Source organism: Bradyrhizobium sp. RP6, assembly GCF_003837805.1.
Taxonomy (GTDB): domain Bacteria; phylum Pseudomonadota; class Alphaproteobacteria; order Rhizobiales; family Xanthobacteraceae; genus Bradyrhizobium.
Map to the genome: position 1 here is coordinate 135428 of NZ_RQIT01000006.1, position 22492 is coordinate 157919.

The 22492-nt window shown below is 64.1% G+C and carries 18 protein-coding genes; 8 read left to right on the plus strand and 10 right to left on the minus strand.

What is annotated here, in order from left to right:
• Positions 1-130 precede the first annotated feature (130 nt).
• Positions 131-811 carry an MBL fold metallo-hydrolase gene (locus tag EHH60_RS14875; protein WP_124160212.1) on the minus strand — a complete coding sequence of 227 codons (681 nt, stop codon included), beginning with the start codon at positions 809-811 and terminating at the stop codon, positions 131-133.
• A gap of 179 nt (positions 812-990) precedes the next feature.
• Between EHH60_RS14875 and EHH60_RS14880 the strand changes: the two genes are divergently transcribed.
• The gene (locus tag EHH60_RS14880) at positions 991-2592 is read left to right on the plus strand and encodes an alpha-amylase family glycosyl hydrolase (RefSeq protein WP_124160213.1); all 1602 of its coding nucleotides are present in this window, start codon (positions 991-993) and stop codon (positions 2590-2592) included.
• Positions 2593-2752: 160 nt separating this feature from the next.
• Here EHH60_RS14880 and EHH60_RS14885 read toward each other — a convergent pair whose 3' ends face one another.
• Entirely contained in the window at positions 2753-4453 is a 1701-nt protein-coding gene (locus tag EHH60_RS14885) for an alpha-amylase family protein (protein ID WP_124160214.1), read from the minus strand.
• Between the two features lie 275 nt (positions 4454-4728).
• Here EHH60_RS14885 and EHH60_RS14890 point away from each other — a divergent pair, with 275 nt between their 5' ends.
• Positions 4729-5220, plus strand: a complete 492-nt coding sequence (locus tag EHH60_RS14890) for an MmcB family DNA repair protein (protein WP_124160335.1) — start codon at positions 4729-4731, stop codon at positions 5218-5220.
• A 73-nt stretch (positions 5221-5293) separates the two neighbouring features.
• Here EHH60_RS14890 and EHH60_RS14895 read toward each other — a convergent pair whose 3' ends face one another.
• The 3 genes from EHH60_RS14895 to EHH60_RS14905 form a co-directional block, all read right to left on the minus strand.
• The gene (locus tag EHH60_RS14895) at positions 5294-6283 is read right to left on the minus strand and encodes a c-type cytochrome (RefSeq protein WP_124160215.1); all 990 of its coding nucleotides are present in this window, start codon (positions 6281-6283) and stop codon (positions 5294-5296) included.
• A 356-nt stretch (positions 6284-6639) separates the two neighbouring features.
• On the minus strand, positions 6640-7194 hold the full coding sequence (locus EHH60_RS14900) for an ActR/PrrA/RegA family redox response regulator transcription factor (protein ID WP_283811839.1): 555 nt from the start codon (positions 7192-7194) through the stop codon (positions 6640-6642).
• Positions 7195-7296: 102 nt separating this feature from the next.
• Positions 7297-8619: an ActS/PrrB/RegB family redox-sensitive histidine kinase gene (locus tag EHH60_RS14905; RefSeq protein ID WP_124160336.1), complete on the minus strand. Its 1323-nt coding sequence runs from the start codon at positions 8617-8619 to the stop codon at positions 7297-7299.
• A 108-nt stretch (positions 8620-8727) separates the two neighbouring features.
• Here EHH60_RS14905 and EHH60_RS14910 point away from each other — a divergent pair, with 108 nt between their 5' ends.
• The 4 genes from EHH60_RS14910 (at position 8728) to EHH60_RS14925 (ending at position 13084) form a co-directional block, all read left to right on the plus strand.
• Positions 8728-9531 (plus strand): ABC transporter ATP-binding protein, encoded by an 804-nt coding sequence (locus EHH60_RS14910; RefSeq protein WP_124160217.1) that lies wholly within the window; start codon positions 8728-8730, stop codon positions 9529-9531.
• Positions 9532-9688: 157 nt separating this feature from the next.
• Positions 9689-10507, plus strand: a complete 819-nt coding sequence (locus EHH60_RS14915) for an ABC transporter permease (RefSeq protein WP_124160218.1) — start codon at positions 9689-9691, stop codon at positions 10505-10507.
• Between the two features lie 121 nt (positions 10508-10628).
• Positions 10629-11957 (plus strand): polyhydroxyalkanoate depolymerase, encoded by a 1329-nt coding sequence (locus tag EHH60_RS14920; RefSeq protein WP_124160219.1) that lies wholly within the window; start codon positions 10629-10631, stop codon positions 11955-11957.
• Positions 11958-12244: 287 nt separating this feature from the next.
• Entirely contained in the window at positions 12245-13084 is an 840-nt protein-coding gene (locus tag EHH60_RS14925) for a M48 family metallopeptidase (protein WP_124160220.1), read from the plus strand.
• 156 nt (positions 13085-13240) lie between these two features.
• Here the strand turns inward: EHH60_RS14925 and EHH60_RS14930 are convergent, their stop codons facing one another.
• Together EHH60_RS14930 and EHH60_RS14935 are read right to left on the minus strand one after the other, a co-directional pair.
• Positions 13241-13900 (minus strand): hypothetical protein, encoded by a 660-nt coding sequence (locus EHH60_RS14930; RefSeq protein WP_124160221.1) that lies wholly within the window; start codon positions 13898-13900, stop codon positions 13241-13243.
• Positions 13901-14165: 265 nt separating this feature from the next.
• Positions 14166-16382: a transglycosylase domain-containing protein gene (locus EHH60_RS14935; RefSeq protein ID WP_124160222.1), complete on the minus strand. Its 2217-nt coding sequence runs from the start codon at positions 16380-16382 to the stop codon at positions 14166-14168.
• A 168-nt stretch (positions 16383-16550) separates the two neighbouring features.
• Here EHH60_RS14935 and EHH60_RS14940 point away from each other — a divergent pair, with 168 nt between their 5' ends.
• Positions 16551-16976 (plus strand): DUF1330 domain-containing protein, encoded by a 426-nt coding sequence (locus EHH60_RS14940; protein ID WP_124160223.1) that lies wholly within the window; start codon positions 16551-16553, stop codon positions 16974-16976.
• A 129-nt stretch (positions 16977-17105) separates the two neighbouring features.
• Here the strand turns inward: EHH60_RS14940 and EHH60_RS14945 are convergent, their stop codons facing one another.
• Both EHH60_RS14945 and EHH60_RS14950 read right to left on the minus strand, forming a co-directional pair.
• Entirely contained in the window at positions 17106-18332 is a 1227-nt protein-coding gene (locus EHH60_RS14945; RefSeq protein WP_124160224.1) for an ABC transporter substrate-binding protein, read from the minus strand.
• 134 nt (positions 18333-18466) lie between these two features.
• Positions 18467-18823 (minus strand): DUF1304 domain-containing protein, encoded by a 357-nt coding sequence (locus EHH60_RS14950; RefSeq protein ID WP_199751492.1) that lies wholly within the window; start codon positions 18821-18823, stop codon positions 18467-18469.
• Between the two features lie 101 nt (positions 18824-18924).
• Between EHH60_RS14950 and EHH60_RS14955 the strand changes: the two genes are divergently transcribed.
• The gene (locus EHH60_RS14955; RefSeq protein WP_124160225.1) at positions 18925-19455 is read left to right on the plus strand and encodes a methylated-DNA--[protein]-cysteine S-methyltransferase; all 531 of its coding nucleotides are present in this window, start codon (positions 18925-18927) and stop codon (positions 19453-19455) included.
• Positions 19456-19591: 136 nt separating this feature from the next.
• Here EHH60_RS14955 and EHH60_RS14960 read toward each other — a convergent pair whose 3' ends face one another.
• Positions 19592-22381 (minus strand): [protein-PII] uridylyltransferase, encoded by a 2790-nt coding sequence (locus EHH60_RS14960; RefSeq protein ID WP_124160226.1) that lies wholly within the window; start codon positions 22379-22381, stop codon positions 19592-19594.
• Between the last annotated feature and the right edge of the window lie 111 nt (positions 22382-22492).

The following is a 22492-nucleotide window of genomic DNA, read 5'->3' on the forward strand; positions in this document are numbered from 1 at the left end:
GCGAAAGCGTAACTCCGAGTCCCCGTAACCACGTCTCCCTGTGGTTATGGATCCGGGTCTGCGCTTGCGCTTGTCCCGGACGACGGCGGAGTCTGTGGCGGACTGTCGGTGACGATAGCGGAGTTCGTTGCTACATCTCGCCGGTGATGAACGGATTGGTCATCCGCTCCTGACCGATGCTCGAGCCTGCGCCATGGCCGCAGATGAAGCCGACATCGTCTCCGAGCGGCAGCAGCTTTGTCTTGATCGAATTGATCAGCGTGGCGTGGCTGCCGCCGGGCAGATCGGTACGTCCGACCGAGCCCGCGAACAGGACGTCGCCGACATGGGCGAATCGTAACGCCTGGTTGAAGAACACCACGCTGCCGGGCGAGTGGCCGGGACAGTGGAAGATGTCGAACTGTAAATCGCCGATCGAGACGGTGTCGCCCTCGTCGAGCCAGCGGTCCGGCGCGAAATCGCGCACGCCGGTCATGCCGAAGCGGGCGCCGCTCTCGACCACGTTATCGAGCAGGAACTTGTCCGCGACATGCGGGCCCTCGATCGGCACCTTCAGCGCATCGCGCAAGTCCGCAGCGCCACCGACATGATCGATGTGGCCGTGGGTCAGCCAGATCTTCTCCACGGTGACGCCGGTCTGCTTGATTGCGTTCAGGATCTTCGGCACGTCGCCGCCGGGATCGATCACCACGGCTTTCTTGGTGGGCTCGTCCCAGATGATGGTGCAGTTCTGCTCGAACAGCGTCACGGGAACGATGATCGCGCCCGCCTTGGGTGGCGAGGAGTCCTGGGTGTGAGTTTGCTCGGTCATGGCGCCACAATGCCGATTTTTGTCAGGCCGCCAAGCAAAAGATTCGCAAAAGATTCGGACGAGAGGTTCGGGAACAGCCGCGGCCCCTGTCACACGGCCGTCCCAATTGGCCTGCCAATTTGAACCCGGGCGTTGCTGTCGCGTTCTCCCGCGCAAGGCGCAGATTTTGGGTGGTCGGCATGGCTCAAGGCAACGAGAATTGGTGGCGCGACGGCATCTTCTATCAGATCTATCCGCGCTCGTTCCAGGACTCGAATGGCGACGGCGTCGGCGACCTCGCCGGCATTCTCAGGCGGCTGCCTTACGTCAAATCGCTCGGCGTCGACGCAATCTGGCTGTCGCCGATCTTTCCCTCGCCGATGGCGGATTTCGGCTACGACATCTCCGATTATATCGGCATCGAGCCGCTCTTCGGCACGATGGCCGACTTCGACGCGTTGCTTGCCGCCGCTCATGACAACGGCCTGAAGCTGATCCTCGACCTCGTGCCGAACCACACCTCGGACCAGCATCCCTGGTTCGTCGAGAGCCGCGCCTCGCGCGACAATCCCAAGCGCGACTGGTACATCTGGCGTGATCCGGCGCATGACGGCGGCGTGCCCAACAACTGGCTGTCCGAATTCGGCGGCAGTGCGTGGCAATTCGACGAGACCACGGGTCAGTATTATTATCACGCCTTCCTCGCCCAGCAGCCGGACCTGAACTGGCGCAATCCGGACGTCCGCGCCGCGATCTACGACGTGATGCGGTTCTGGCTGGACAAGGGCGTCGACGGTTTTCGCGTCGACGTGATCTGGCACCTGATCAAGGACGCCGAATTCCGCGACAACCCGCCCAACCCGCATTATGTCGAGGGCCGGCCGCCGAACGAGAAGATCCTGACGCAGTACTCGACCGACCAGCCGGAAGTGCACGATGTCATCGCCGAGATGCGGCGCGTTATCGATTCCTATGGCGCCCGCGTCTTGATCGGCGAGATCTATCTGCCGCTGCACCGCCTCATGGCCTATTACGGTAACGATCTCACCGGCGCACAGATGCCGTTCAACTTTGCGCTGCTCTCGACCTTCTGGAGCGCGCGCTCGATCGAGACGATCATCGAGGAATACGAGAAGGCGCTGCCGAAGGGCGCCTGGCCGAACTGGGTGCTCGGCAATCATGATCGGCCGCGCGTGGCGAGCCGCGTCGGTCCCGAGCAGGCCCGCGTCGCGGCCATGCTGCTGCTGACGCTGCGCGGCACGCCGACGCTCTATTACGGCGACGAGATCGGCATGCACCAGCTCGCGATCGCGCCGGAGGACGTACGTGATCCCTTCGAGAAGAACGTGCCCGGCATCGGCGTCGGCCGCGACGGCTGCCGCACGCCGATGCAATGGGATTCGTCGAACTTCGCCGGCTTTTCGCAAGCGAGGCCGTGGCTGCCGCTGCCGGAGGATCATATCCGCGAGAATGTGGCCAATCTCGACGCCGATCCGCGTTCGATCCTCAATCTCTACAAGCGCCTGATCGACTTGCGGGAAGACTGTCCCCCGCTGGTCGCGGGCGACTATCATCCGATCTCGGCGCAAGGCGATCTCCTGATCTACCGCCGCGAGGCCGGCGGCAGGGCGGTCATCGTGGCGCTCAATCTCGGCCCCGAGCCGGTCGCGGTGACCACCAGCGCGATCCGATTCGGCAGCAGCATCCTGCTGTCGACGTTCCTGGACCGCGAAGGTGAGGAGATCGAAGGCGTGCTGGATTTGCGCGGCAATGAAGGCGTGGTGGTGGCGCCGCCTTCGTAGCCGTCGCAACGGTTGCGGATGACCGACGCTCTCTCCCCGTCATTGCGAGGAGCCCTTGCGACGAAGCAATCCAGAGTTTCTCCGCGGCGACAGTCTGGATTGCTTCGCTGCGCTCGCAATGACGATCGTTGAAACGGCAGGGCAGATTCGACATTTCTAGCTATCCCGGATGCTTCTTCCCGCCCACGGTGTCGCCGTCGATGTCACTCCGTTTCAACAGATAGTCCAGCCCCCCGACGCGATACCAGCGATAGCCATACGGCTCCAGCACGATGCGATGCTGGCCGCGCTTGTCAGCGTGGCTGTGGTCCTCCGCGAGCAGGTTGATCAGGTGCGCGCCGGTATCGCCGGGTAGTCCGGCCGAGAACGCGATCTCGCGCGGCTTCTCGTCGAGATTGTGCACGAACAGCACCGAATTGTTGCGCCAGTCATAACGCATGATGAACACGGCGGGATCGTGCATCGGGATGACAGTGAAATCACCCCAGCCCACTTCCGGCACCTCCTTGCGCATGCGGACGATGCGCTCGGTCCAGTTCAGCATGGAATTCGGATCGCGCCGCTGCTTGGCGACATTGACGTGCTCAAAACCGTAAGGACCCTTGTCGATGACAGGGCAGGCCGGCTTGTCGCTCTTGGTGAAGCCGCCATGCGGTTCGGTCGACCATTGCATCGGCGTGCGCGCGCAATTGCGTTCGGGCAACGAGAGATCGTCGCCCATCGCGATCTCATCGCCGTAGCGAATCACAGGCGTTCCCGGCAGCGTGCACATCAGGCTGTAGGCGAGCTCGAGCCGCCTGCGGTCGCCGCCCAACATGGGCGCAAGGCGGCGGCGGATGCCGCGGTCGTAGAGCTGCATGTCCTTGTCGGGTCCGAAGCACTTGAACACGGTGTCCCGCTGCGCCTCGGTCAGGCGCCCAAGATCGAGCTCGTCGTGATTGCGCAGGAACAGGCCCCATTGCGCCGTCGCGGGCCGCGGCTTGGTCGCCTTCAGCGCCTTCGCCAAGGGGCGCGAATCGGCGGAGGCCAGCGCGTAGAACAGATGCTGGTTGACGTGGAAGTTGAACATCATGTGCATGCGGTCGGCATCGCGACCGAAATATTCCATGTCGGTCTTCGGGAGCACGTTGGCCTCGGCGAGGATGATGGCGTCGCCCTGGCGCCATTGCAGAAATTCGCGAAACGCGCGCAGCAAGTCGTATTGCTCGACCGGCTTCTTCACCTTCGCGCCCTTGGTCGCGATCACGAACGGCACCGCGTCCATGCGAAAGCCGGAGACGCCGAGCTGGATCCAGAAGCCCATGATCTTCAGGATCTCGGCCTGGACATGCGGGTTCGAGGTGTTGAGGTCGGGCTGGAAATCATAGAAGCGGTGGAAGTACCAGGCGCCGGCTCCCTTGTCGCGCGTCCAGGTCGATTTCTGCACACCGGGAAACACCATGCCCTCGTCGGCATTGGCCGGCTTCTTGTCGGACCACACATACCAGTCGCGATAGGGTGAGTTCTTGTCGCGCCGCGCGTCCTTGAACCAATGGTGCTGGTCCGAGGTGTGGTTGACGACGAGGTCGATGATGATGCGGATGCCGCGCTGCTTGCAGCCGTGAGTGAACTCGACGAAATCGCCGAGCGTGCCGTAGCGAGGATCGACGCTGTAATAGTCAGCGATGTCGTAGCCGTCGTCGCGGCCCGGCGAGGTCTGGAACGGCATCAGCCAGATCGTGGTGATGCCGAGCCCGTGCAGATAGTCCAGCCGCCGCAACAGGCCCTTGAAATCGCCGACGCCGTCGCCGTTGGCGTCCATGTAGGAGCCGACGGACAGGCAATAGATCACGCCGTTCTTGTACCAGAGATCGTCGATCATGCGCGGGCAGCCTCGGGTTCCGCCGAGGTGCGGCGGCTGCGTAATAAGTGCGTGGGGGAAGCGAGGTTCCCGCTTTCTGGTCCCGGGGCGCGACGAAGTCGCGAGCCCGAGACCCATAGCCACAGGATGCCGTTTCGCGAAAACTCGGAGTTACCCGCTTTCCTGCACAACTACGCCCTGTGGTTATGGATTCCGGGCTCGCACCAAGTGACGCGCCCGGAATGACGGGTGGGGAGACAGTGTCCGCCCTTCACGGAATCGGCTATCTTCCCCCGATGGACAATACCGCCCGCAACATCGCTCTCGTACCGCCGCCCGATCGCCGCCAGTCGGAGACGGCGCTCGCGGTCGCGCGCGGCACGGCGCGGCTCTTGCGCTCGCTCGGCTTCTCCTGCATCAGCGAATTGCCGCTGCCGTCGGGCCGGCGCGCCGATCTCGTGGCGCTGAACGAGCGCGGCGAGATCTGGATCGTCGAGATCAAATCGTCGGTGGAGGATCTGCGCGCCGACCAGAAATGGCACGAGTACCGCGCCCATTGCGACCGGCTGTTCTTCGCCTTCACGCAGGATCTGCCGTGCGAGATCTTTCCTGATGACACCGGCCTGATCATCGCCGACGCCTATGGCGCGCATCTGCATTGCGAGGCGCCCGAGCACAAGATGGCCGCGCCGACCCGCAAGCAGATGACGGTGCGCTTTGCAATGGCGGCAGCCTTGCGGATCAACCGGCTGGTCGACCCGCAGGGCCACGCGGATTTCTGGGAGTAGGCGCGGGCTGAGCGAAGCGCGGCGTGATCCGGAGTCCTCGTGATGCGAGGGCGCCGAGTTCCCTCCGTCGGGACTACTTTTTGGCGTGCGCCGCTCGGATCGGACCGAAAGGCCCGTACATGTGCTGCTGCTGATCGAATCCGTCGGGGTACGGTCCGTAAGGCGTGTCGACCGGCTTCGTCGCAAGATCTGGATAGTCCTTGTCGAGACCGGCCTTTCTCGGACGTGGTTGAGAGATCATATAGGCGGCAACGTCCCAGGCCTGATCGACCGTGAGCTGCGGATTCAGGTAGTCCGTTCCGTGCGGCATGTTGAAGTGCAAGAAGTTCGCCGCAGTAATCAGCCGCGCCATGCCGGCGCCATCGTTGAAACTATCGGGGCCCCAGAGCGGCGGCACCATGTAGCCGAGATCGACGCTCGGCAGGCTGCGGCGTATTCCGGAGCCGTCCTCGTTGTGACAGGAGAGACAAGCGCTCGCATAGATCGCCTTGCCACGAACGGGGTCGGCCGCTCGATCGAGCTCGGGCATTGATCCGGTGCCGAGTCCTGACAACGCCTTACCCGCCGGCACGCCGGACGAGAGAAATTTGATGTAAGCCACGAAAGCCTGCATTTCCGGACTGTCGAGCGGCAGCGCGCGGCCATTCATGCTGCGCGCCATGCACGAGTTCACACGATCCTCGATCGTGATCTCGGCGCCGAGGCGGGCACTGTATTGCGGGAAGAGCTCGACCAGTCCAAAGATCGGCAAGCCGAATTTTTTCGTGCCGGCTTCGAGATGGCAGTTGCTGCAGGCGAGATTGTTGCCGGCATAGCGCTTGGCTGGGTCCGGCACCTTCGGCCCGACATGGGCGTAGGTCGCCGTGATGAGGTCGCGCCCGCGTCGCACGAGCCGGCCATGGGCGTCATCAGGCAGCGCGCCGACTTCCGGAACCGTCCAGACCGGCGGGGAGACTTGCTGCGCACGCCCCGCACCTGGTGCGGCTACGGCGACGACAGCGACGGCAATTGCGCGTACCGTCCAGAAGCAAAGCGATGCAAGCAGCGGCGTGGGGTGAACCATCGTTCTCTCGAGTGTTCGACGCGTCAGGTCGGCGCGATGATCCGCCGTCTGAGGTTAACGTCGGGTTCAGCGAGCGCACGACGCCAGCAGCCGGCTTTGTCGATTGAGTGCGGGGGCATCGGGCCGGGCACGTTCAGTCGCCGACCGATTTAGGCCGTTGAGCCAGGAGCGTACGCGCCGAGAGCTGCGAAGTCCGGCAGCTCATCGGCCTGAGTGGCTAACTACGCCTCCGCCGCCGCTGATTTCTCTCACGAAACGCCCACGCCAGGTCAAAGCGACAGCGCTTTGCCACGTCGAGCATCTCCGCCTCAGCCATGAAGGGTGGAGATTTGCGTTTCCTCGAGTGAGCGCCGGGATTACCTCGGCGCGCGCTTGGCCAGAATGCGCTGCAGCGTGCGGCGATGCATGTTGAGCCGGCGCGCCGTCTCGGAGACGTTGCGATTGCACATCTCGTAGATGCGCTGGATATGCTCCCAGCGCACGCGGTCGGCGGACATCGGGTTCGCCGGCAGCTCGGATTTCTCGGAGCTGGTCGAGAGCAGTGCCGCGACCACGTCGTCGGCATCCGCGGGCTTGGAGAGATAATCGATCGCGCCCATCTTCACCGCGGTGACGGCGGTGGCGATGTTGCCATAGCCGGTCAGCACGATTGCGCGTGCGTCGGGACGCTTCTTCTTCAGCGCCGAGACGACGTCGAGACCGTTGCCGTCGCCGAGCCGCAAATCCACCACCGCGAATGCTGGCGCCGACTTGCCGATCTGCGCAAGTCCGTCCGAGACGGTGTCGCACGATGTCACCGAAAAGCCCCGTGTCTCCATGGCGCGCGACAGCCGCTCCAGAAACGGCTTGTCGTCTTCCACGATGAGCAGCGAGCGGTCGCTCTGTTCGTTCAGTTCGGCAATGGCGTTCAAGGTTTTGTCCTCTCTCCAGCGCATCGACATATGGCCTCGCAATCACGCGGTGCCAAGGCCGCCGATGGTCGATCGGCCCTGTTGTGCGACGCAAGGTCGCGGCTATCCTATTGTTTCTTCGTGCGTCTCGATAGCCTCAAAACGCTGCCTGGGCCATGTGATCTGGACCACCGCGCCGTGTTCCGGAAAGGTCCGGTTGGTAAACGAGACCTTGGCGCCGGTGCGTTCCAGCAATGTGCGCGCGATGAACACGCCGAGGCCGAGGCCGCGTCGTTCGCCGCTGCCATCGTCCTGGTTACGACGCCGCGACAGATAGGGCTCGCCGATCCGGTTGAGGATGTCGGGCGGAATGCCCGGTCCGTCGTCGGAGATCACGAGCTCGATAGTGTCCTTGTTCCACCATGCGTTCACCTCGACGGTGGTGCGAGCGAAATCGACCGCGTTCTCGACGATGTTACCGATGCCGTAGAGGATCGCCGGATTGCGCGAGCCGACCGGCTCGGCGGCGACGGCTACCGCGATCCGCACCTTGATCTCGACGCCGAAATCGCGGTGCGGTGCCACCACCTCCTCGATCAGCTCCGACAGCTTCATGTGGTCGAACGGCGCGCCGGTGGAGGAGAGCTGGGTGATCTTGCTCAGGATGTCACGGCAGCGCTGGGTCTGCTCGCGCAAGGTCTTCAGGTCGGCGGCAAAGCTTGGGTCCTTCACCGTCTTCTCCAGTTCGCGCGAGATCAGGAAGATCGTCGCGAGCGGCGTGCCGAGCTCGTGCGCGGCCGCGGCCGCCAGCCCGTCGAGCTGGGTCAGGTGCTGCTCGCGCGTCAGCACCAGCTCGGTCGCGGCCAGTGCGTCCGCGAGCTTGCGCGCCTCCTCGGTGACCTGGAACGAGTAGAGGCTGGTGACGCCGATTGCGAGCGCGATCGAGAGCCAGACGCCGACGAGATAGACCGGCGGCAGCACCAGCGGATCGTCGGAATCCCACGGCAGCGGAAAATGGAAGAAGAACAGGAGCGAAGCGCAGGTGACGGCGAGCAGGCCGAGGCCGAAGGTGAAACGGGCCGGCAGCGCGGTGGCCGAGATCAGCACGGGCGCGAGGAACAGGAACGAGAACGGGTTCTGCAGACCGCCGGTGAAGAACAGCAGGCCGGCCAGCTCCACGATGTTCAGCGCGAGGAGGCCGGCCGCCTGAATCGGCTCCAGCCGCTGCATCGGATTGGCTGCGGTCTGGAGCGCCAGATTGAGCGCCGCCGACAGGGCGATGATGCTGACGCAGGGGACGATCTCGACGTTGAACTCCAGCCCCTGTGCCACGATGAAGATCGCGGCGAGCTGACCCAGCACCGCGAGCCAGCGCAGCCGCAGGATCGTGTCCAGCCGGATGTGCCGCTGCGCGTGGCGGAAGTCGGAGGCGGCAATTTCGGTCATGTCGGACAAGGTGGCGGTGCTTTCTCGATCACAATCGCTGGGCTCGCGGAACCACGCAGGAATTACAAGCCTTGCGCTATCGGCTGCAATAGCAGAAGAACGGCCAGCATGACCGAGAATGACAAGGCTTCAAGTCGGCCGACTGTCGCGGATCGCAGCTCGTCCGCGGCGATCGCGGTCGATCACCTCGTCAAGGTCTACAAGCAGACCCGCGCCGTCGACGATATCTCCTTTTCGCTTCCGCGCGGCAGCATCACCGGCCTTCTGGGCGGCAACGGCGCCGGCAAGACCACGACCATCGCGATGATCATGGGCCTGGTGCTGCCGACCTCCGGCCGCGTGCAGGTGCTGGGGCATCGCGTGCCCGAGGAGAGCGCGGCCGTGCTGGGGCGGATGAATTTCGAGAGCCCCTATGTCGACATGCCGATGCGGCTGACGGTGCGGCAGAACCTCACCGTGTTCGGCAAGCTCTATGCGGTGAAGAATCTCTCTGACCGCATCGCGAAGCTCGCCGAGGATCTCGACCTCGCCGATTTCATCGACCGCGCCAACGGCAAGCTCTCGGCCGGACAGAAGACCCGCGTCGCGCTGGCGAAGGCGCTGATCAACCAGCCCGAGCTGCTGCTCCTGGACGAGCCGACCGCCTCGCTCGACCCGGATACCGCCGACTGGGTGCGCGCGCATCTGGAGCGCTACCGCCGGGACAACAACGCCACCATCCTGCTGGCCTCGCACAACATGCTCGAGGTCGAACGGCTCTGCGACCGCGTCATCATCATGAAGCGCGGCCGCATCGAGGACGACGATACGCCGGAAGCGATCATGGCCCGCTACAACCGCACCACTCTCGAGGAGGTGTTTCTGGACGTCGCGCGCGGCCGGGTGAATGGCGCGCAGGAGGCGGTGCGATGAGTGGGCAGCGGGTGCTCCTTTCGTCATTGCGAGCGAAGCGAAGCAATCCAGAGTCTTTCTGCGGAGGGACTCTGGATTGCTTCGTCGCAAGGGCTCCTCGCAATGACGTCTTGGATAGACCGCGCGCGGCATTTCAATCGGTTTGCGGGAGCGCGCCGTGACCGAGCTCTCCCTCCACGGCGGCATCTCGCTCCACCGCATCGGCGCGATGATCCTGCGCTACTGGTATCTGTTGCTGTCGTCCTGGCCGCGGCTGCTCGAGCTCTTGTACTGGCCGGCGCTGCAGGTCATCACCTGGGGCTTTCTCCAGCTCTACATCGCCGAGAACGCCAATTTCTTCGCGCGTGCCGGCGGCACGCTGATCGGCGCCGTCATCCTCTGGGACATCCTGTTCCGGGGACAGCTCGGCTTCTCCATCTCGTTCCTGGAAGAGATGTGGGCGCGCAACCTCGGCAACCTCATGATGAGCCCGCTCAAGCCGATCGAGTTTCTGCTGTCGTTGATGGTCATGAGCCTGATCCGGCTCGCGATCGGCGTCATCCCGATGACGTTGCTCGCGCTGTTCCTCTTTCATTTCAACGTCTATGCCCTCGGCCTGCCGCTGATCGCCTTCTTCTGCAATCTGATCTTCACGAGCTGGTCGGTCGGCATCTTCGTCTCTGGTCTGGTGCTGCGAAACGGCCTTGGCGCCGAGAGCATCGTCTGGACGTTGATGTTCGCGATCCTGCCGCTGGCCTGCGTGTATTACCCCGTCAGTGTGCTGCCCGGCTGGCTGCAATACGTCGCCTGGGCATTGCCGCCGACCTACGCCTTCGAGGGAATGCGCGCGCTCCTGATCGAGCACACCTTCAGGACCGATCTGATGCTGCAGGCGTTCGCCATCAACGCCGTGCTTCTGGTTGCATCTTTTTGGGCATTCCTTGCCCTTTTGCGCAGCGCGAGGAAGCACGGCTCACTGCTGTCCGGCGGCGAATAACGTCACTTTCCCGTGGATTCAGGCTGGTTTAGCCGTTTTGGCTACGTAGATGTACGGAACCATGCATTGACGCAATATTACGCATTCGGCAGTATGTTGCGATGCGAAGAGGAATATAGCGATGCCCATTGGTGAGTTCGGCGGCGCGCCGCCGCTGGCGGCAGAAGGCAGTCCGGTCCTGACGACGCCGATGTACTGGATGTACGAGATGGCTCATGCCTCTCTCAATCCGGCACGTGCGGTCACCGACGCGACCAAGCTGCTGTTTCAGAATCCCCTCAACCCCTGGGCGCGCACCGAGGTCGGCAAGTCGGTTGCCGCGGCCTGCGAATTGTTCGAGCGCACCACGCGCCGCTACGGCAAGCCGGAATGGGGTCTCGACGACACCGAGGTCAACGGCATCCGCGTCCCCGTCGAGATCCGCTCGGTCTGGGAAAAGCCGTTCTGCAGGCTGCTCTATTTCGATCGCAAGTTCACCCGCCCGTTGCGCAGCCCGCAGCCGCGCGTGCTGATCGTGGCCCCGATGTCCGGCCATTATGCGACGCTTCTGCGCGGCACCGTCGAGGCTTTCCTGCCGGCGCATGAGGTCTACATCACCGATTGGGCCGATGCCCGCATGGTCCCCTTGAGCGAAGGACGCTTCGATCTCGACGACTACATCGACTATGTCATCGAGATGCTGCACGTCCTCGGCGGCAACACCCACGTCATGGCGGTGTGCCAGCCCTCCGTGCCCGTTGTCGCAGCCGTCTCGGTCATGGAGGCGCGGCGCGATCCGTTCGTGCCGACCTCGATGACGCTGATGGGCGGCCCGATCGACACCCGCCGCAATCCGACCGCGGTGAACAACCTCGCCCAGGAGCGCGGTATCGACTGGTTCCGCAACCACGTCATCACCAAGGTGCCGTTCCCGCATCCGGGCATGATGCGCGACGTCTATCCTGGATTCCTGCAGCTCAACGGCTTCATCAGCATGAATCTCGATCGGCACATGGATGCGCACAAGCAGCTGTTTGCCAATCTGGTGAAGGGTGACGGCGATCTCGTCGACAAGCATCGCGACTTCTATGACGAATATCTCGCGGTCATGGATCTCTCGGCCGAGTATTACCTGCAGACCGTCGACACCGTGTTCGTGAAGCACTCGCTGCCGAAGGGCGAGATGATCCATCGCGGAACCCGCGTCGACCCCTCCAAGGTCAAGCGCGTCGCGTTGATGACGGTCGAAGGCGAGAACGACGACATCTCCGGCCTCGGTCAGACGGAAGCAACGCACGGCTTGTGCAGCTCGATCCCCGATCACCGCCGCGTTCATTACGTCCAGAAGGGCGTCGGACATTACGGCGTGTTCAACGGATCGCGTTTCAAGTCGGAGATCGTGCCACGGATTCACGACTTCATGGTTTCGGCCGCGAATCCGAGCTCGTTACAGGCTCTCGCGGCCGAATAGAGCTGCTCCTCATGGTAAGGAGCGCGGAACGCGCGTCTCGAACCATGAAGGCCCGGATCTCGCCTGTGAACAGCCGAATTTCGGCTTTCCCGTCGAAATTTCGGGCCCACCGGACCTTTTCGGCGGGCTAAGTTCCCACCAGATTCGCGGTATTTAGGTAGCTTTATAGGAGTGAGTCTGCCCTCACCCCTTGGGGGTGTCGCATGCATCCAGCGGGGGCGAAAAAAGCGGGTTCCAACCCCAGTCTGTAGGGTCTCCCCGGCGCCTGACCGCTGTATATTGGGCAAATGATTTGTTTTTGCGCCGAGCGCTTTCCCTGGCGGCGGTTATGGCAGAATCCGGGCGAACTCCTGCTCCCCGGACTGACAGACATGGCCACTCGCGCACTCCTCTATCGTCGGCCCCACGAACCAAAGACCCTCGTCATCACCCACGGATCGCAATTTTTTGCGATTCGGCTGCGCCGGCACAGACGCGCGAGGCGTTACACGCTCAGAATTCATCCGAGCGACCGCGAAGCCATCCTCACCATGCCGCCGCGCGGCACGCTCGCCGATGCTAAGGATTTCGCGCAGCGTCACGGTGCGTGGATCGCTGCACGCCTCGGCCGCCTGCCGAAGGCCGCACCGTTTCAGCCGGGCACGGTGATACCGCTGCGCGGCACGCCCCATCGCATCGTTCATCGCGCCGGCCAGCGCGGCACGGTGTGGACCGAGATGCGCGATAGCGGTGAACGCATTCTCTGCGTCGCCGGCGGCCTCGAGCATGTCGACCGCCGCGTCAGCGACTTTCTCAAGCGCCAAGCCCGCCGCGATCTTCAGCGCTCGGCAGAGGCCTACGCCGCCGAGCTTGGCGTCCGCGTCAAACGGCTCTCGATCCGTGATCAGTCCAGCCGCTGGGGATCCTGCACCTCGGCCGGCTCGCTGTCGTTCTCCTGGCGCCTGATCCTCGCGCCACCCTTCGTGCTCGACTATCTCGCCGCCCACGAGGTCGCTCATCTCGTCGAGATGAACCACTCGGCGCGGTTCTGGCGCGTCTGCGGCAAGATCTGTCCGTCGATGGAGCGCGCCAAGAAGTGGCTCGATACGTACGGCAATGATCTGCACCGGTATGGTGTCGAGGATTAGGCTCTCACGACCCGCCTGACACTCGCTGTCGTCGTCCGGCTTGACCGGACGACCCAGTATTCCAGAGACGGTTGTTGAGCCGGGGGCGGTGGTGCACTGGATGCCCCCGCTTTCGCGGTAAGTGACAGCAGAGAGCGGGACGGCTTCAAATCGCCCTCAGGCACTGAAATCCGCACTCGTCCCCGGCTGCGCGCGTGAGGCCAGATAGGCTGATTGCTGCTGCGCGCCAGCCGTCTGCCCCTCCGCCAGCATCGCCTGGAACGCCGCGTCGAGTTGCTCGCGACTATATGTCGTGGGCCTGCTCTCGCGCGGCGTCCATTGCGATTGCGTGATGGCCGTGGAGGCCTTCTCGACGGTGCCGCCAAGCAGCTCGGCGTATCTGCCGGCCCGCCATTGCGCCAGGTCCGGCCCGCTCAAGCCGGGAGGATCCTCGAGCTTGCCGACCTTCGCCGCGGCCTGGTTGGTCATCGCCGAGGACCCGCCATTGTACAACGTGGCCACCACCTTGCCGTCGACTTTCACCTGGGCATAAACGTTCTGAGGCGCGTTGTCCGCGACGACCGATTGCGGTGCATTCGTGTCGTGGGCGATCAGCCAGTGCGTTGCCATCAGGTCGCGCAGGACGGGATGATCCGCGGCCGATATCACCTTGGCGCCCGAGAGCGGCTTAACCTGCGAGAGGTCGATGCGGAAGCCGCTGGCAGCAGCGTCGGTTGTTTCGGGAGCTACCGGCTCAAGACCCGATGTCGCGTTAGAAGCGGATGTTGATGCGGGCCGCAGATGAGGCAACGCCGCACCGGATACATTTGAAATCATCGAACGCTCCCAGGTCCCTGCTCAACCTATGAGAGCAAATCCCGGGCCGAAGACGGGTGCTTGAAGTGATTGGTGTTTTTCCCTTCGGCCATGCGTGGGTCGCGGTCGATCTTGCCGCGCTGGGCAGGAATTGCCGAAGTGGTGAAGCGCGCGCTTCAGGCTCCGCGCTGCCTGCGCAAGCCGTTGATTTCGTTATGCTCGGCTACTGTGCATGGGGTTGTTTTCGCAGCTCTTGTTTCGAGGTCATCGAAACCTTGGGCAGAGCCTATCGGTTTCCGCCAAACAGCCGGTCCATCAGCCAGCCATCGAGCCCTGCCGCCGCTTCCGGCCGCACATTGGTGCGCGTGGGCGGCGGCGGGCGGTAGCCGCCATTGTTGGCTGCTGCCGGTCCTGGTGCTGCCGCTGTCGGCGGCGACACCTGCGAGGCCGCCTGCGCGAGGTTCGACAGGCCCCAGGTCGCTTGCGCGTTCGGCAAGTTCGCGACCGGCACGCCCTCGTGCGCCGCCTTCATGAAGCGCGTCCAGACCTCCACCGGCAGGCCGCCGCCGGTCGCCTTCTTGGTCGGCGAGTTGTCGTCGTTGCCGAGCCAGACGCCGGTGACGAGATTGGCGGTGTAGCCGATGAACCAGGCGTCGCGATAATCCTGGCTGGTGCCGGTCTTGCCGGCGGCCGGCCAGCCGGGAATTTCGGCCTTCTTGGCGGTGCCCGATATCAGCGTCTCTCGCATCATCGCGTTCATCATGCCGACATAGCGGGGCTCGATGACCTGGTTGCGCTCCTCAGGCTGGCGCATGTAGAGCAGCTTGCCGCCGAGCGTCCTGATCCGCGTCACGACATGCGGCGCCACCGCGAGGCCGCCATTGGCGAAGGGCGCATAGGCGCCGACCAGCTCGACCACGGAGACCTCGGAGGTGCCGAGCGCGATCGAGGCATTGGGCTCGAGCTTGGAGGAGATGCCGAGCCGGTGCGCAGTGCGCACCACGTTCTTCGGCCCGACCTCGAGGCCGAGGCGGATCGCGACCGTGTTGAGCGACATCGCCAGCGCCTGCGTCAGCGTCACCGCGCCGAAATATTCGTGGGTGTAGTTCTCGGGCCTCCAGCCCTTCACCTCGATGGGCGCGTCCTGGCGCATCGTATCGGGCGTCAGCCCCTGCTCGAGCGCGGTGAGGTACACGAACGGCTTGAACGAGGAGCCCGGCTGCCGCTTGGCGGTCACAGCCCGGTTGTACTGGCTGTCGGAATAGTTCCGCCCGCCGACCATGGCGCGCACGGCGCCGTCGGGCGTCATCGCCACCAGCGCTCCCTGGCTGACATTGAACTTCACGCTCTTGGCCGCGAGCTCGTCGATGATCGCGGCTTCCGCCACGCTCTGCAGCTTCGGATCGATCGTGGTCTCGACCTTGATGCTCTCGTCGATCTGGCCGACCAGATCGTCCAGCACCTCGCCGATCCAGTCCGCGACGTAGTTGACCGTGCCGGCGCCGGCCGGCTTCACGTTGTAGGAGGGATGGCCGATCGAGGCCTTGGCCTGCGCATCAGTGATGAAGTTTGCATCCGCCATCGCCGCCAGCACGATCTGCGCGCGCGCTTCCGCGCCTTCCGGATTGCGGTTCGGCGCAAGGCGCGACGGCGACTTGACGAGGCCGGCCAGCATCGCGGCTTCGGCAATGGTGACGTTCTTCGCCGACTTGCCGAAATATTTCTGCGCGGCGGCTTCGACGCCGTAGGCGCCGGAGCCGAAATAGACGCGATTGAGATAGAGCTCCAGGATTTCATCCTTGGAGTGCTTCCGCTCCAGCCAGATCGCGAGCTCCGCCTCCTGCAGCTTGCGCTGCATGGTGCGCTCCTGGGTCAGGAACAGGTTCTTGGCGAGCTGCTGCGTCAAGGTCGAGCCGCCCTGCGATACGCCGCGATGGAGCACGTTGGTGACGAGGGCGCGCAGGATGCCGATCGGATCGATGCCGAAATGCGAATAGAAGCGGCGGTCCTCGATGGCGATGAACGCCTTCGGCAAGTACGGCGGGAGATCCTTCAGCGACACGTTGGCGCCGGCCATCTCGCCACGCTGCGCCAGCATGCTGCCGTCCATGGCGACGATCTGGATCGTCGGCGGCCGCTTGGGAATCTCCAGCGATTGAATCGGAGGCAGATGGGCGCCGACATAGACCACGACGGCGATCACGGCGATGCCGGCCCACAGGCTCAGCACCGCGCCCCAATAGACGAGGCGGCCGAGACTGAAGCCGCCGCGCGACTTCGAGCGGCGCTTGGCGCCGCTGCGGCTGCCAGGTGCCTTCCGTTCGCGGGGCGGCTCGTCGCCGGCATCCTCGCTCTTGCGCTTGGCGGATGCCTTCGCAGGCTTCTTCGGCTTGTCGTCGCCGCCGGGAATGCGGTCCGCAGCGGTCAGGCGCAGGTCGGCGAGCGCCGCGGGCAAGCCGAACAGCGGCTCCTTTCGCGCACCCTTTTTCTTTCCCCACGCCATACGCAATACGCCCGGTCAGCCCGCCCCGCCGCACGCTAGCGGTCGCTGTTTAAGGCCCGGTTACCCTGGCGTTAACGCGTGATTAGGAGGTGGGGCATTCGCGCGCCGCAGTTCCGCGCGCTTGGCGCCGGGGCTAGGATAGTCCGTATAAATAAAGAGGGAACTCGCATGGGCCACATCGATCCGACCAAGGAGATCTTCGCGCAATTCCGGGAGAACGACCGCCCGGGCCCGATCCACATGCTCAATCTGGTGCGCCTGCGGAAGAAGGCGGCGTATCCCGATGGCCGCAAGGCGAGCGGCGCGGAGGCCTATGCGGCCTATGGCCGCGAGAGCGGCCCGGTGTTCGAACGTCTCGGCGGCCGCATCGTCTGGCAGGGCAAATTCGAGCTGATGCTGATCGGCCCGCAGGAGGAGCGCTGGGATCATTGCTTCATCGCCGAATATCCCAGCGTCGCTGCCTTCGTCGAGATGATCCGTGATCCTCTCTATCGCGAGGCGGTGAAGCACCGCCAGGCCGCGGTGGAGGATTCGCGGCTGATCCGGCACGCCGTGCTACCGGTGGGGAAGAATTTCGGCGAGATACCGACCTGAACGCCAAGCAGGAAGCCTCTCTCGATCGTCATGGCCGGGCTTGACTCGGCGATCCACGGCTTCCCTTTGGCCCAAGAACGTGGATGCCCGGGACAAGCCCGGGCACGACGTCGCAGAGGCAGCTGCGTCCTAACCCGACGGGCCCGTGTCCTCGATGATCGGTCCGAACAGCTCCCAGCGCTCGCCGTTGAACTTCATCATTTGCATCTGCTTGTTGACGCGATAGTCGTCCGGCCCGGTGGTGATCTTGATGCCGGGCAGCGCCAGGCTCGGCGTGTAGCCCTTGATGTTGGCGACCTGCTTCATGACGTTCTCGCGCGTCAGATCGTCGCCGCATTGCTTCAAGACCTGCACCAGCAGCTCGGCCACCGAATAGGCATAGGTGTTGATGGTGTTGAGCTTGTCGCCCTCCGGGAAATACTTGTCCATGAAGGCGAAGAAGGCCTTCACGCCCGGATCGTCCTTCCACTGGGGATCGCCAGGATCCTTGCCGTAATTGGTCGAGATGATGCCCTTGGAGATATCGAGGCCGGCCGGCTTCAGCGTTGCCGACACCGGGCTCGCGTTGATGTCGAGGATGTGCACCGGGGTCCAGCCGAGATCGGCAAGCTTCTTGATCGCCTGCGCCGCGAATTTTGGCGTCGAGGCGTCAAAGAACAGATCGACCCCCATCGACTTCAGCTTGACCACCTGCGAATCGACGGTCGGGTCGGTGACTTCATAGGAGACCTCGCCGACGATCATGCTGGCGGCCTTGTCGCCGAGGCCGCTCTTGAGGCCCGCCAGATAGTCCCGGCCCATATCGTCGTTCTGGTAGAGCACGCCGATCTTGGCGTTGGGATGTTCCTTGAGAATGTACTTGGCGTAGATTCGCCCCTCGGACACGTAGTTGGGATTGTAGGCGATGGTCCAGCGATAGTTCTGCGGATCGTTGAAGCGCGCGGCGCCGGTCGAGGCAAGGAGTTGCGGGACCTTCTTGCCGTTGAGGTACTTCTGCACGGCCGCGTTCGCCGCGGTGCCGATCAGCTGAAAGGTGAACAGCACTTCGTCGCCTTCGACGAGCTTGCGCACTTGCTCGACGGTCTTCGGCGGCGAATAGGCGTCGTCATATTGGATCAGGTTGATCTTGCGGCCGTTGATGCCGCCCTGATCGTTGATCATCTTGAAATAGGCGGCCTGGGTCTTGCCGATATTGGCGTAGACGGAATAGGCGCCGGAGAACGGCACGGTCTGGCCGATCTTGATCTCGGTGTCGGTTGCGCCGGTATCGTACTTCTTCTGGGCGAGGGCCTGGCTGGTGGAGACCGCGACGGCGAGCGCCGCCGCGGCAGCTATGAAGGCTCTGCGATTGTTCATGTTGGGTCGTTCCTCCTGACGGAATTATCGGCCGACGGTCTTTCTCCGTTGATTGCAACGGTCGCCATCGCTGCCGAAGATTGTGGAGGAAGGTTTGCCGCTGCGCAAGGATGGCGGCGCTGCGCCGTAGCGTCTCAGGCCAGGAACAACGCAACCAGCGCGACTGCCGCCGGCAGCGCCTGCACCATCAGAATCCGCGTGCTGACGGTCGCCGCGCCATAAGCACCGGCCACGATCACGCAGAGGAGGAAGAACACCTTGATCTGGAATGCTAAGGTCGGGTTACCATGCGCAAGCCCCCAGACCAGGCCGGCAGCGAGGAAGCCGTTGTAGAGGCCCTGATTGGCGGCCAGCACTTTCGTGATCTCGGCCTTCTCCGGCGAATTCCGAAACACCTTCAGGCCCAGCGGCCTGTCCCAGAGAAACATCTCCAGGATCAGGAAGAAGACGTGCAGTGCCGCGACCAGCGCCACCAGCACATTGGCGATCAGGATCAAGGTGAGCTCCCCCCAAAAGCGTCAGCTTTCGGGTGGACGTTAGCACGGCCGGCATGGCAAGTGCGATGGGTGTGTTTCGATTGCCTGGTGCCGCGATGCCCGCTCGATCAACCAACCCGTCCGTAAGCTTCGGCCTCGATCGCCTGATGACGCCGATCGGGATCGCGCTGCTCGTGACCGATGTCGACGGCGCGCTACGCGCGCTCGACTGGGAGGATTACGAGCATCGCATGCGCGAGCTGTTGCGCCTGCATTACGGCGCCGTGGATCTGAGAAATCAGCCTGCGCCTGCGGATATGCGGACGGCGTTGTCGGGCTATTTCGAAGGCGAACTCGGCCAGCTCTCGGCCATCGCGTGGCGCATCGCCGGCACGCCGTTCCAACGGAAGGTCTGGACCGCGCTTGCGCAAATCCCGGCGGGTACCACGCTGAGCTACGGCGCGCTCGCCGCAAGGATCGGCATGCCCAAGGCCGTTCGTGCGGTCGGCCATGCCAACGGCTCCAACCCGATCAGCGTGGTGCTGCCCTGTCACCGCCTGATCGGCGCGGATGGCTCGCTGGTGAAGTACGGCGGCGGCCTGGAGCGCAAGCGCTGGCTGCTGCGGCATGAGGGGGTGGAGGCGTGAAAGGAATAACGCGCCAATCTCTCCCGGTCGTCGTTCCGGGGCGCGCGAAGCGCGAACCCGGAATCTCGAGATTCTCGGGTGCGCAAGTGCGCACCTGACTTCGATGCTGCGCATGGCCCCGGAATGACGGCGAGAGTCACGCAGCCGGCTGCACCGCCTTGTCGCCGGCCATGACATGGGTCAGCGCGCTCTTGATTGCGGCTTGCCGCGTCGGGGCGTTGATCTGTGCGCCCAGGAGGTCGGTGACGTAGAACACGTCGCGCGCGCGCTCGCCGAAGGTGGCGACATGAGCCGAGGCGATGTTGAGATTGAGCTTGGAGATGGACGTGGTCAGCTCGTAGAGCAGGCCGGGCCGGTCGAGGCCGGAGACCTCGATCACGGTGTAACGGTCGGACCACTGATTGTTGATGGTCACTTCCGGCTCGATCACGAAGGGCTTCGCCTTGCTGCGCACGGTGCGCCGCGCCACGGCTTCGGGCAGGCGCAGCTTGCCTTCCAGCACGTCCTCGATCATCTCGCCAATGCGCGTGGCCCGCCGACCCTCGTCCTCGTCGCGGTCGTATTCCCGGGAGATCGAGATCGTGTCGAGCGCGCGGCCGTCGGTCGTGGTGTAGATCTGGGCGTCGACGATGTTGGCGCCGGCCGAGGCACAGGCGCCCGCGATGATCGACAGCAGCCAGGGATGGTCGGCGGCAAAGATCGTCAGCTCGGTGACGCCGCGCACCTCGTCGAAGCCGACATTGATCGCCAGCTTGTGGCCCGCCTGCTCGCTGGAGCGGACAAAGCGGGCGTGGCGGATCTTGCGCGGCAGCTCGACTTTGAGCCAGTAGGCGGGATAGTGCCGGCCGATATAGGCGTCGAGTTCGTCCTTCGGCCATTCGGCAAAGGCCATGCGGAATTCGGCGTGCGCGGCCGCAAGGCGCTTTCCTCGGTCGACCTCCGAGAACCCGCCTGTGAGCACCGGTTCGGTCTCATAATACAGAGAGCGCAAAAGCTGCGCCTTCCAGCCGTTCCACACGCCCGGGCCGACGCCGCGGATGTCGGCCGTGGTCAGGATGGTCAGGAGCTTCATCTGCTCGACCGACTGCACCACGGCGGCGAAATTCTCGATGGTCTTGCGGTCCGAGAGGTCGCGCGACTGCGCGACCGTGGACATCGTCAGATGCTCCTCGATCAGCCACGCCACGAGCTCGGTGTCGGCAGGGCTGAAGCCGAGCCGCGGGCAGAGCCGCCGGGCCACCTTCGCGCCGGCGATCGAGTGATCCTCGGGCCGCCCCTTGGCGACGTCGTGCAGCAATGTCGCGATGTAGATCACCGCGCGGTGCTCGGGCCGGGTCTTGCGCATGAGATCGCTGGCGAGCGCGAACTCCTCGATGCCGCCGCGCTCGATGTCCTGGAGGAAGCCGATGCAGCGGATCAAGTGCTCGTCGACCGTGTAGTGATGATACATGTTGAACTGCATCATCGAGACGATCTTGCCGAAAGCGCGGATAAAGTGGCCGAGCACGCCGGTCTCGTTCATCCGCCGCAGCACGATCTCCGCGTTTTCGGAGGTCAGGATCTCCATGAACAGCCGGTTGGCCTCGGGATTCTCGCGGAGCTGCGCGTTGATCAGGCCAAGCGACCGCGTCACGTCGCGCATCGCATCCGGGTGGAAGGCGAGGTTGTTCTTCTGCGCGAGGCGGAAGATGCGAATCAGGTTGACCGGATCGTGCTTGAAGACGTCGGTCGCGGCGACGTTGATGCGGTTGTTGTCGACGATGAAGTCGTCGCTGTCGGGGACACGCCGCTTCGCCGCGGTCGGTCGCAAGCGCGCCATCATCCGGCTCAGCACCGGAGCGGGCTTGGCCTGCTGGTCCTCGAGCTTGGCGCAGAGGATGGCGGTGAGGTTGCCGACCTCCTTGGCGACCAGGAAGTAGTGCTTCATGAAGCGCTCGACGTCCTGCATGCCGGGATGCGAGGTGTAGCCGAGCCGCACCGCGATCTCGCGCTGGAGGTCGAAGGAGAGGCGCTCTTCGGCGCGGTTGCAGTAGAAATGCAGATTGCAGCGGACCGACCAGAGGAAGTCGGCGCAGCGGCGGAATGTGCGATATTCCTGCGCGTCGAACACGCCGCGCACGACCAGCTCATTCGTATCGCGGACGCGGTAGACGTACTTGGCGATCCAGAACAGCGTGTGCAGGTCGCGCAAGGCTCCCTTGCCGTCCTTGACGTTGGGCTCGACCAGATAGCGCGACTGGCCGCCGCGGCGGTGTCGCTCCTCGCGTTCGGCGAGCTTTGCGGTGACGAATTCAGAAGCGGTGCCCTGCACGACTTCCTTGTCGAAGCGCTCGACCAGCTCCTCATAGAGCGGCTTGTCGCCGGTGAGGAAGCGCGTCTCGAGAATCGCGGTGCGGATCGTCATATCGCCGCGCGCCTGTCGGATCGATTCGTCGACCGAGCGCGTGGCGTGACCGACCTTCAGCCCCATGTCCCAGAGGCAATAGAGGATCGCTTCGGCGACCTGCTCGCCCCAGGCGGTCTGCTTGTAGGGCAGGATGAAGAGCAGATCGATGTCCGATTCCGGCGCCATCAGGCCGCGGCCGTAGCCGCCGGTCGCCACCACCGCCATGCGCTCGGCGCCGCTCGGGATCGGCGAGCGGTAGAGATGGCGGGTCGCCGCCGAATACAGGATGCGGATGATCTCGTCCTGCACGTGGCAGAGCCGCTCGGCGCAGCGCCGGCCGTGGCGGTCCTTCAGTAGGATCGCCTGTGCGGCGGCGCGTGCCGCGATGAGTTCCGCCTTGAGCAGTTGCGCCATCGCCGTGCGGAAAGCGTCCTCGCGTCCCTGATGCTTTTCGGCAAGCGCATCAACCGCGGCGGTGATCCGCGCGGTGTCGAAACGATCGTCCACCCCGGCCTTCTGCTCAGTCGCGATGCTGTCCATGTCTCTCCGGATATAAGAGGTGACAGGCGCTGTCACGAGACATTCGCAAGCCAGTGACCAATGAGCTCGATCATGCAGATCGGACGGTCTGTGGCGCTGCTCGTGAATTCA

Excerpts from the sequence above, each read along its gene's own strand:
- EHH60_RS14955 (WP_124160225.1), top strand. The coding sequence starts at position 18,925 with ATGCCCGCTCGATCAACCAACCCGTCCGTAAGCTTCGGCCTCGATCGC.
- EHH60_RS14905 (WP_124160336.1), bottom strand. The coding sequence starts at position 8,619 with ATGACCGAAATTGCCGCCTCCGACTTCCGCCACGCGCAGCGGCACATC.
- EHH60_RS14930 (WP_124160221.1), bottom strand. The coding sequence starts at position 13,900 with ATGATTTCAAATGTATCCGGTGCGGCGTTGCCTCATCTGCGGCCCGCA.
- EHH60_RS14910 (WP_124160217.1), top strand. The coding sequence starts at position 8,728 with ATGACCGAGAATGACAAGGCTTCAAGTCGGCCGACTGTCGCGGATCGC.
- EHH60_RS14945 (WP_124160224.1), bottom strand. The coding sequence starts at position 18,332 with ATGAACAATCGCAGAGCCTTCATAGCTGCCGCGGCGGCGCTCGCCGTC.
- EHH60_RS14875 (WP_124160212.1), bottom strand. The coding sequence starts at position 811 with ATGACCGAGCAAACTCACACCCAGGACTCCTCGCCACCCAAGGCGGGC.
- EHH60_RS14940 (WP_124160223.1), top strand. The coding sequence starts at position 16,551 with ATGGGCCACATCGATCCGACCAAGGAGATCTTCGCGCAATTCCGGGAG.
- EHH60_RS14885 (WP_124160214.1), bottom strand. The coding sequence starts at position 4,453 with ATGATCGACGATCTCTGGTACAAGAACGGCGTGATCTATTGCCTGTCC.
- EHH60_RS14880 (WP_124160213.1), top strand. The coding sequence starts at position 991 with ATGGCTCAAGGCAACGAGAATTGGTGGCGCGACGGCATCTTCTATCAG.
- EHH60_RS14935 (WP_124160222.1), bottom strand. The coding sequence starts at position 16,382 with ATGGCGTGGGGAAAGAAAAAGGGTGCGCGAAAGGAGCCGCTGTTCGGC.
- EHH60_RS14895 (WP_124160215.1), bottom strand. The coding sequence starts at position 6,283 with ATGGTTCACCCCACGCCGCTGCTTGCATCGCTTTGCTTCTGGACGGTA.
- EHH60_RS14890 (WP_124160335.1), top strand. The coding sequence starts at position 4,729 with ATGGACAATACCGCCCGCAACATCGCTCTCGTACCGCCGCCCGATCGC.
- EHH60_RS14925 (WP_124160220.1), top strand. The coding sequence starts at position 12,245 with ATGATTTGTTTTTGCGCCGAGCGCTTTCCCTGGCGGCGGTTATGGCAG.
- EHH60_RS14920 (WP_124160219.1), top strand. The coding sequence starts at position 10,629 with ATGCCCATTGGTGAGTTCGGCGGCGCGCCGCCGCTGGCGGCAGAAGGC.
- EHH60_RS14960 (WP_124160226.1), bottom strand. The coding sequence starts at position 22,381 with ATGGACAGCATCGCGACTGAGCAGAAGGCCGGGGTGGACGATCGTTTC.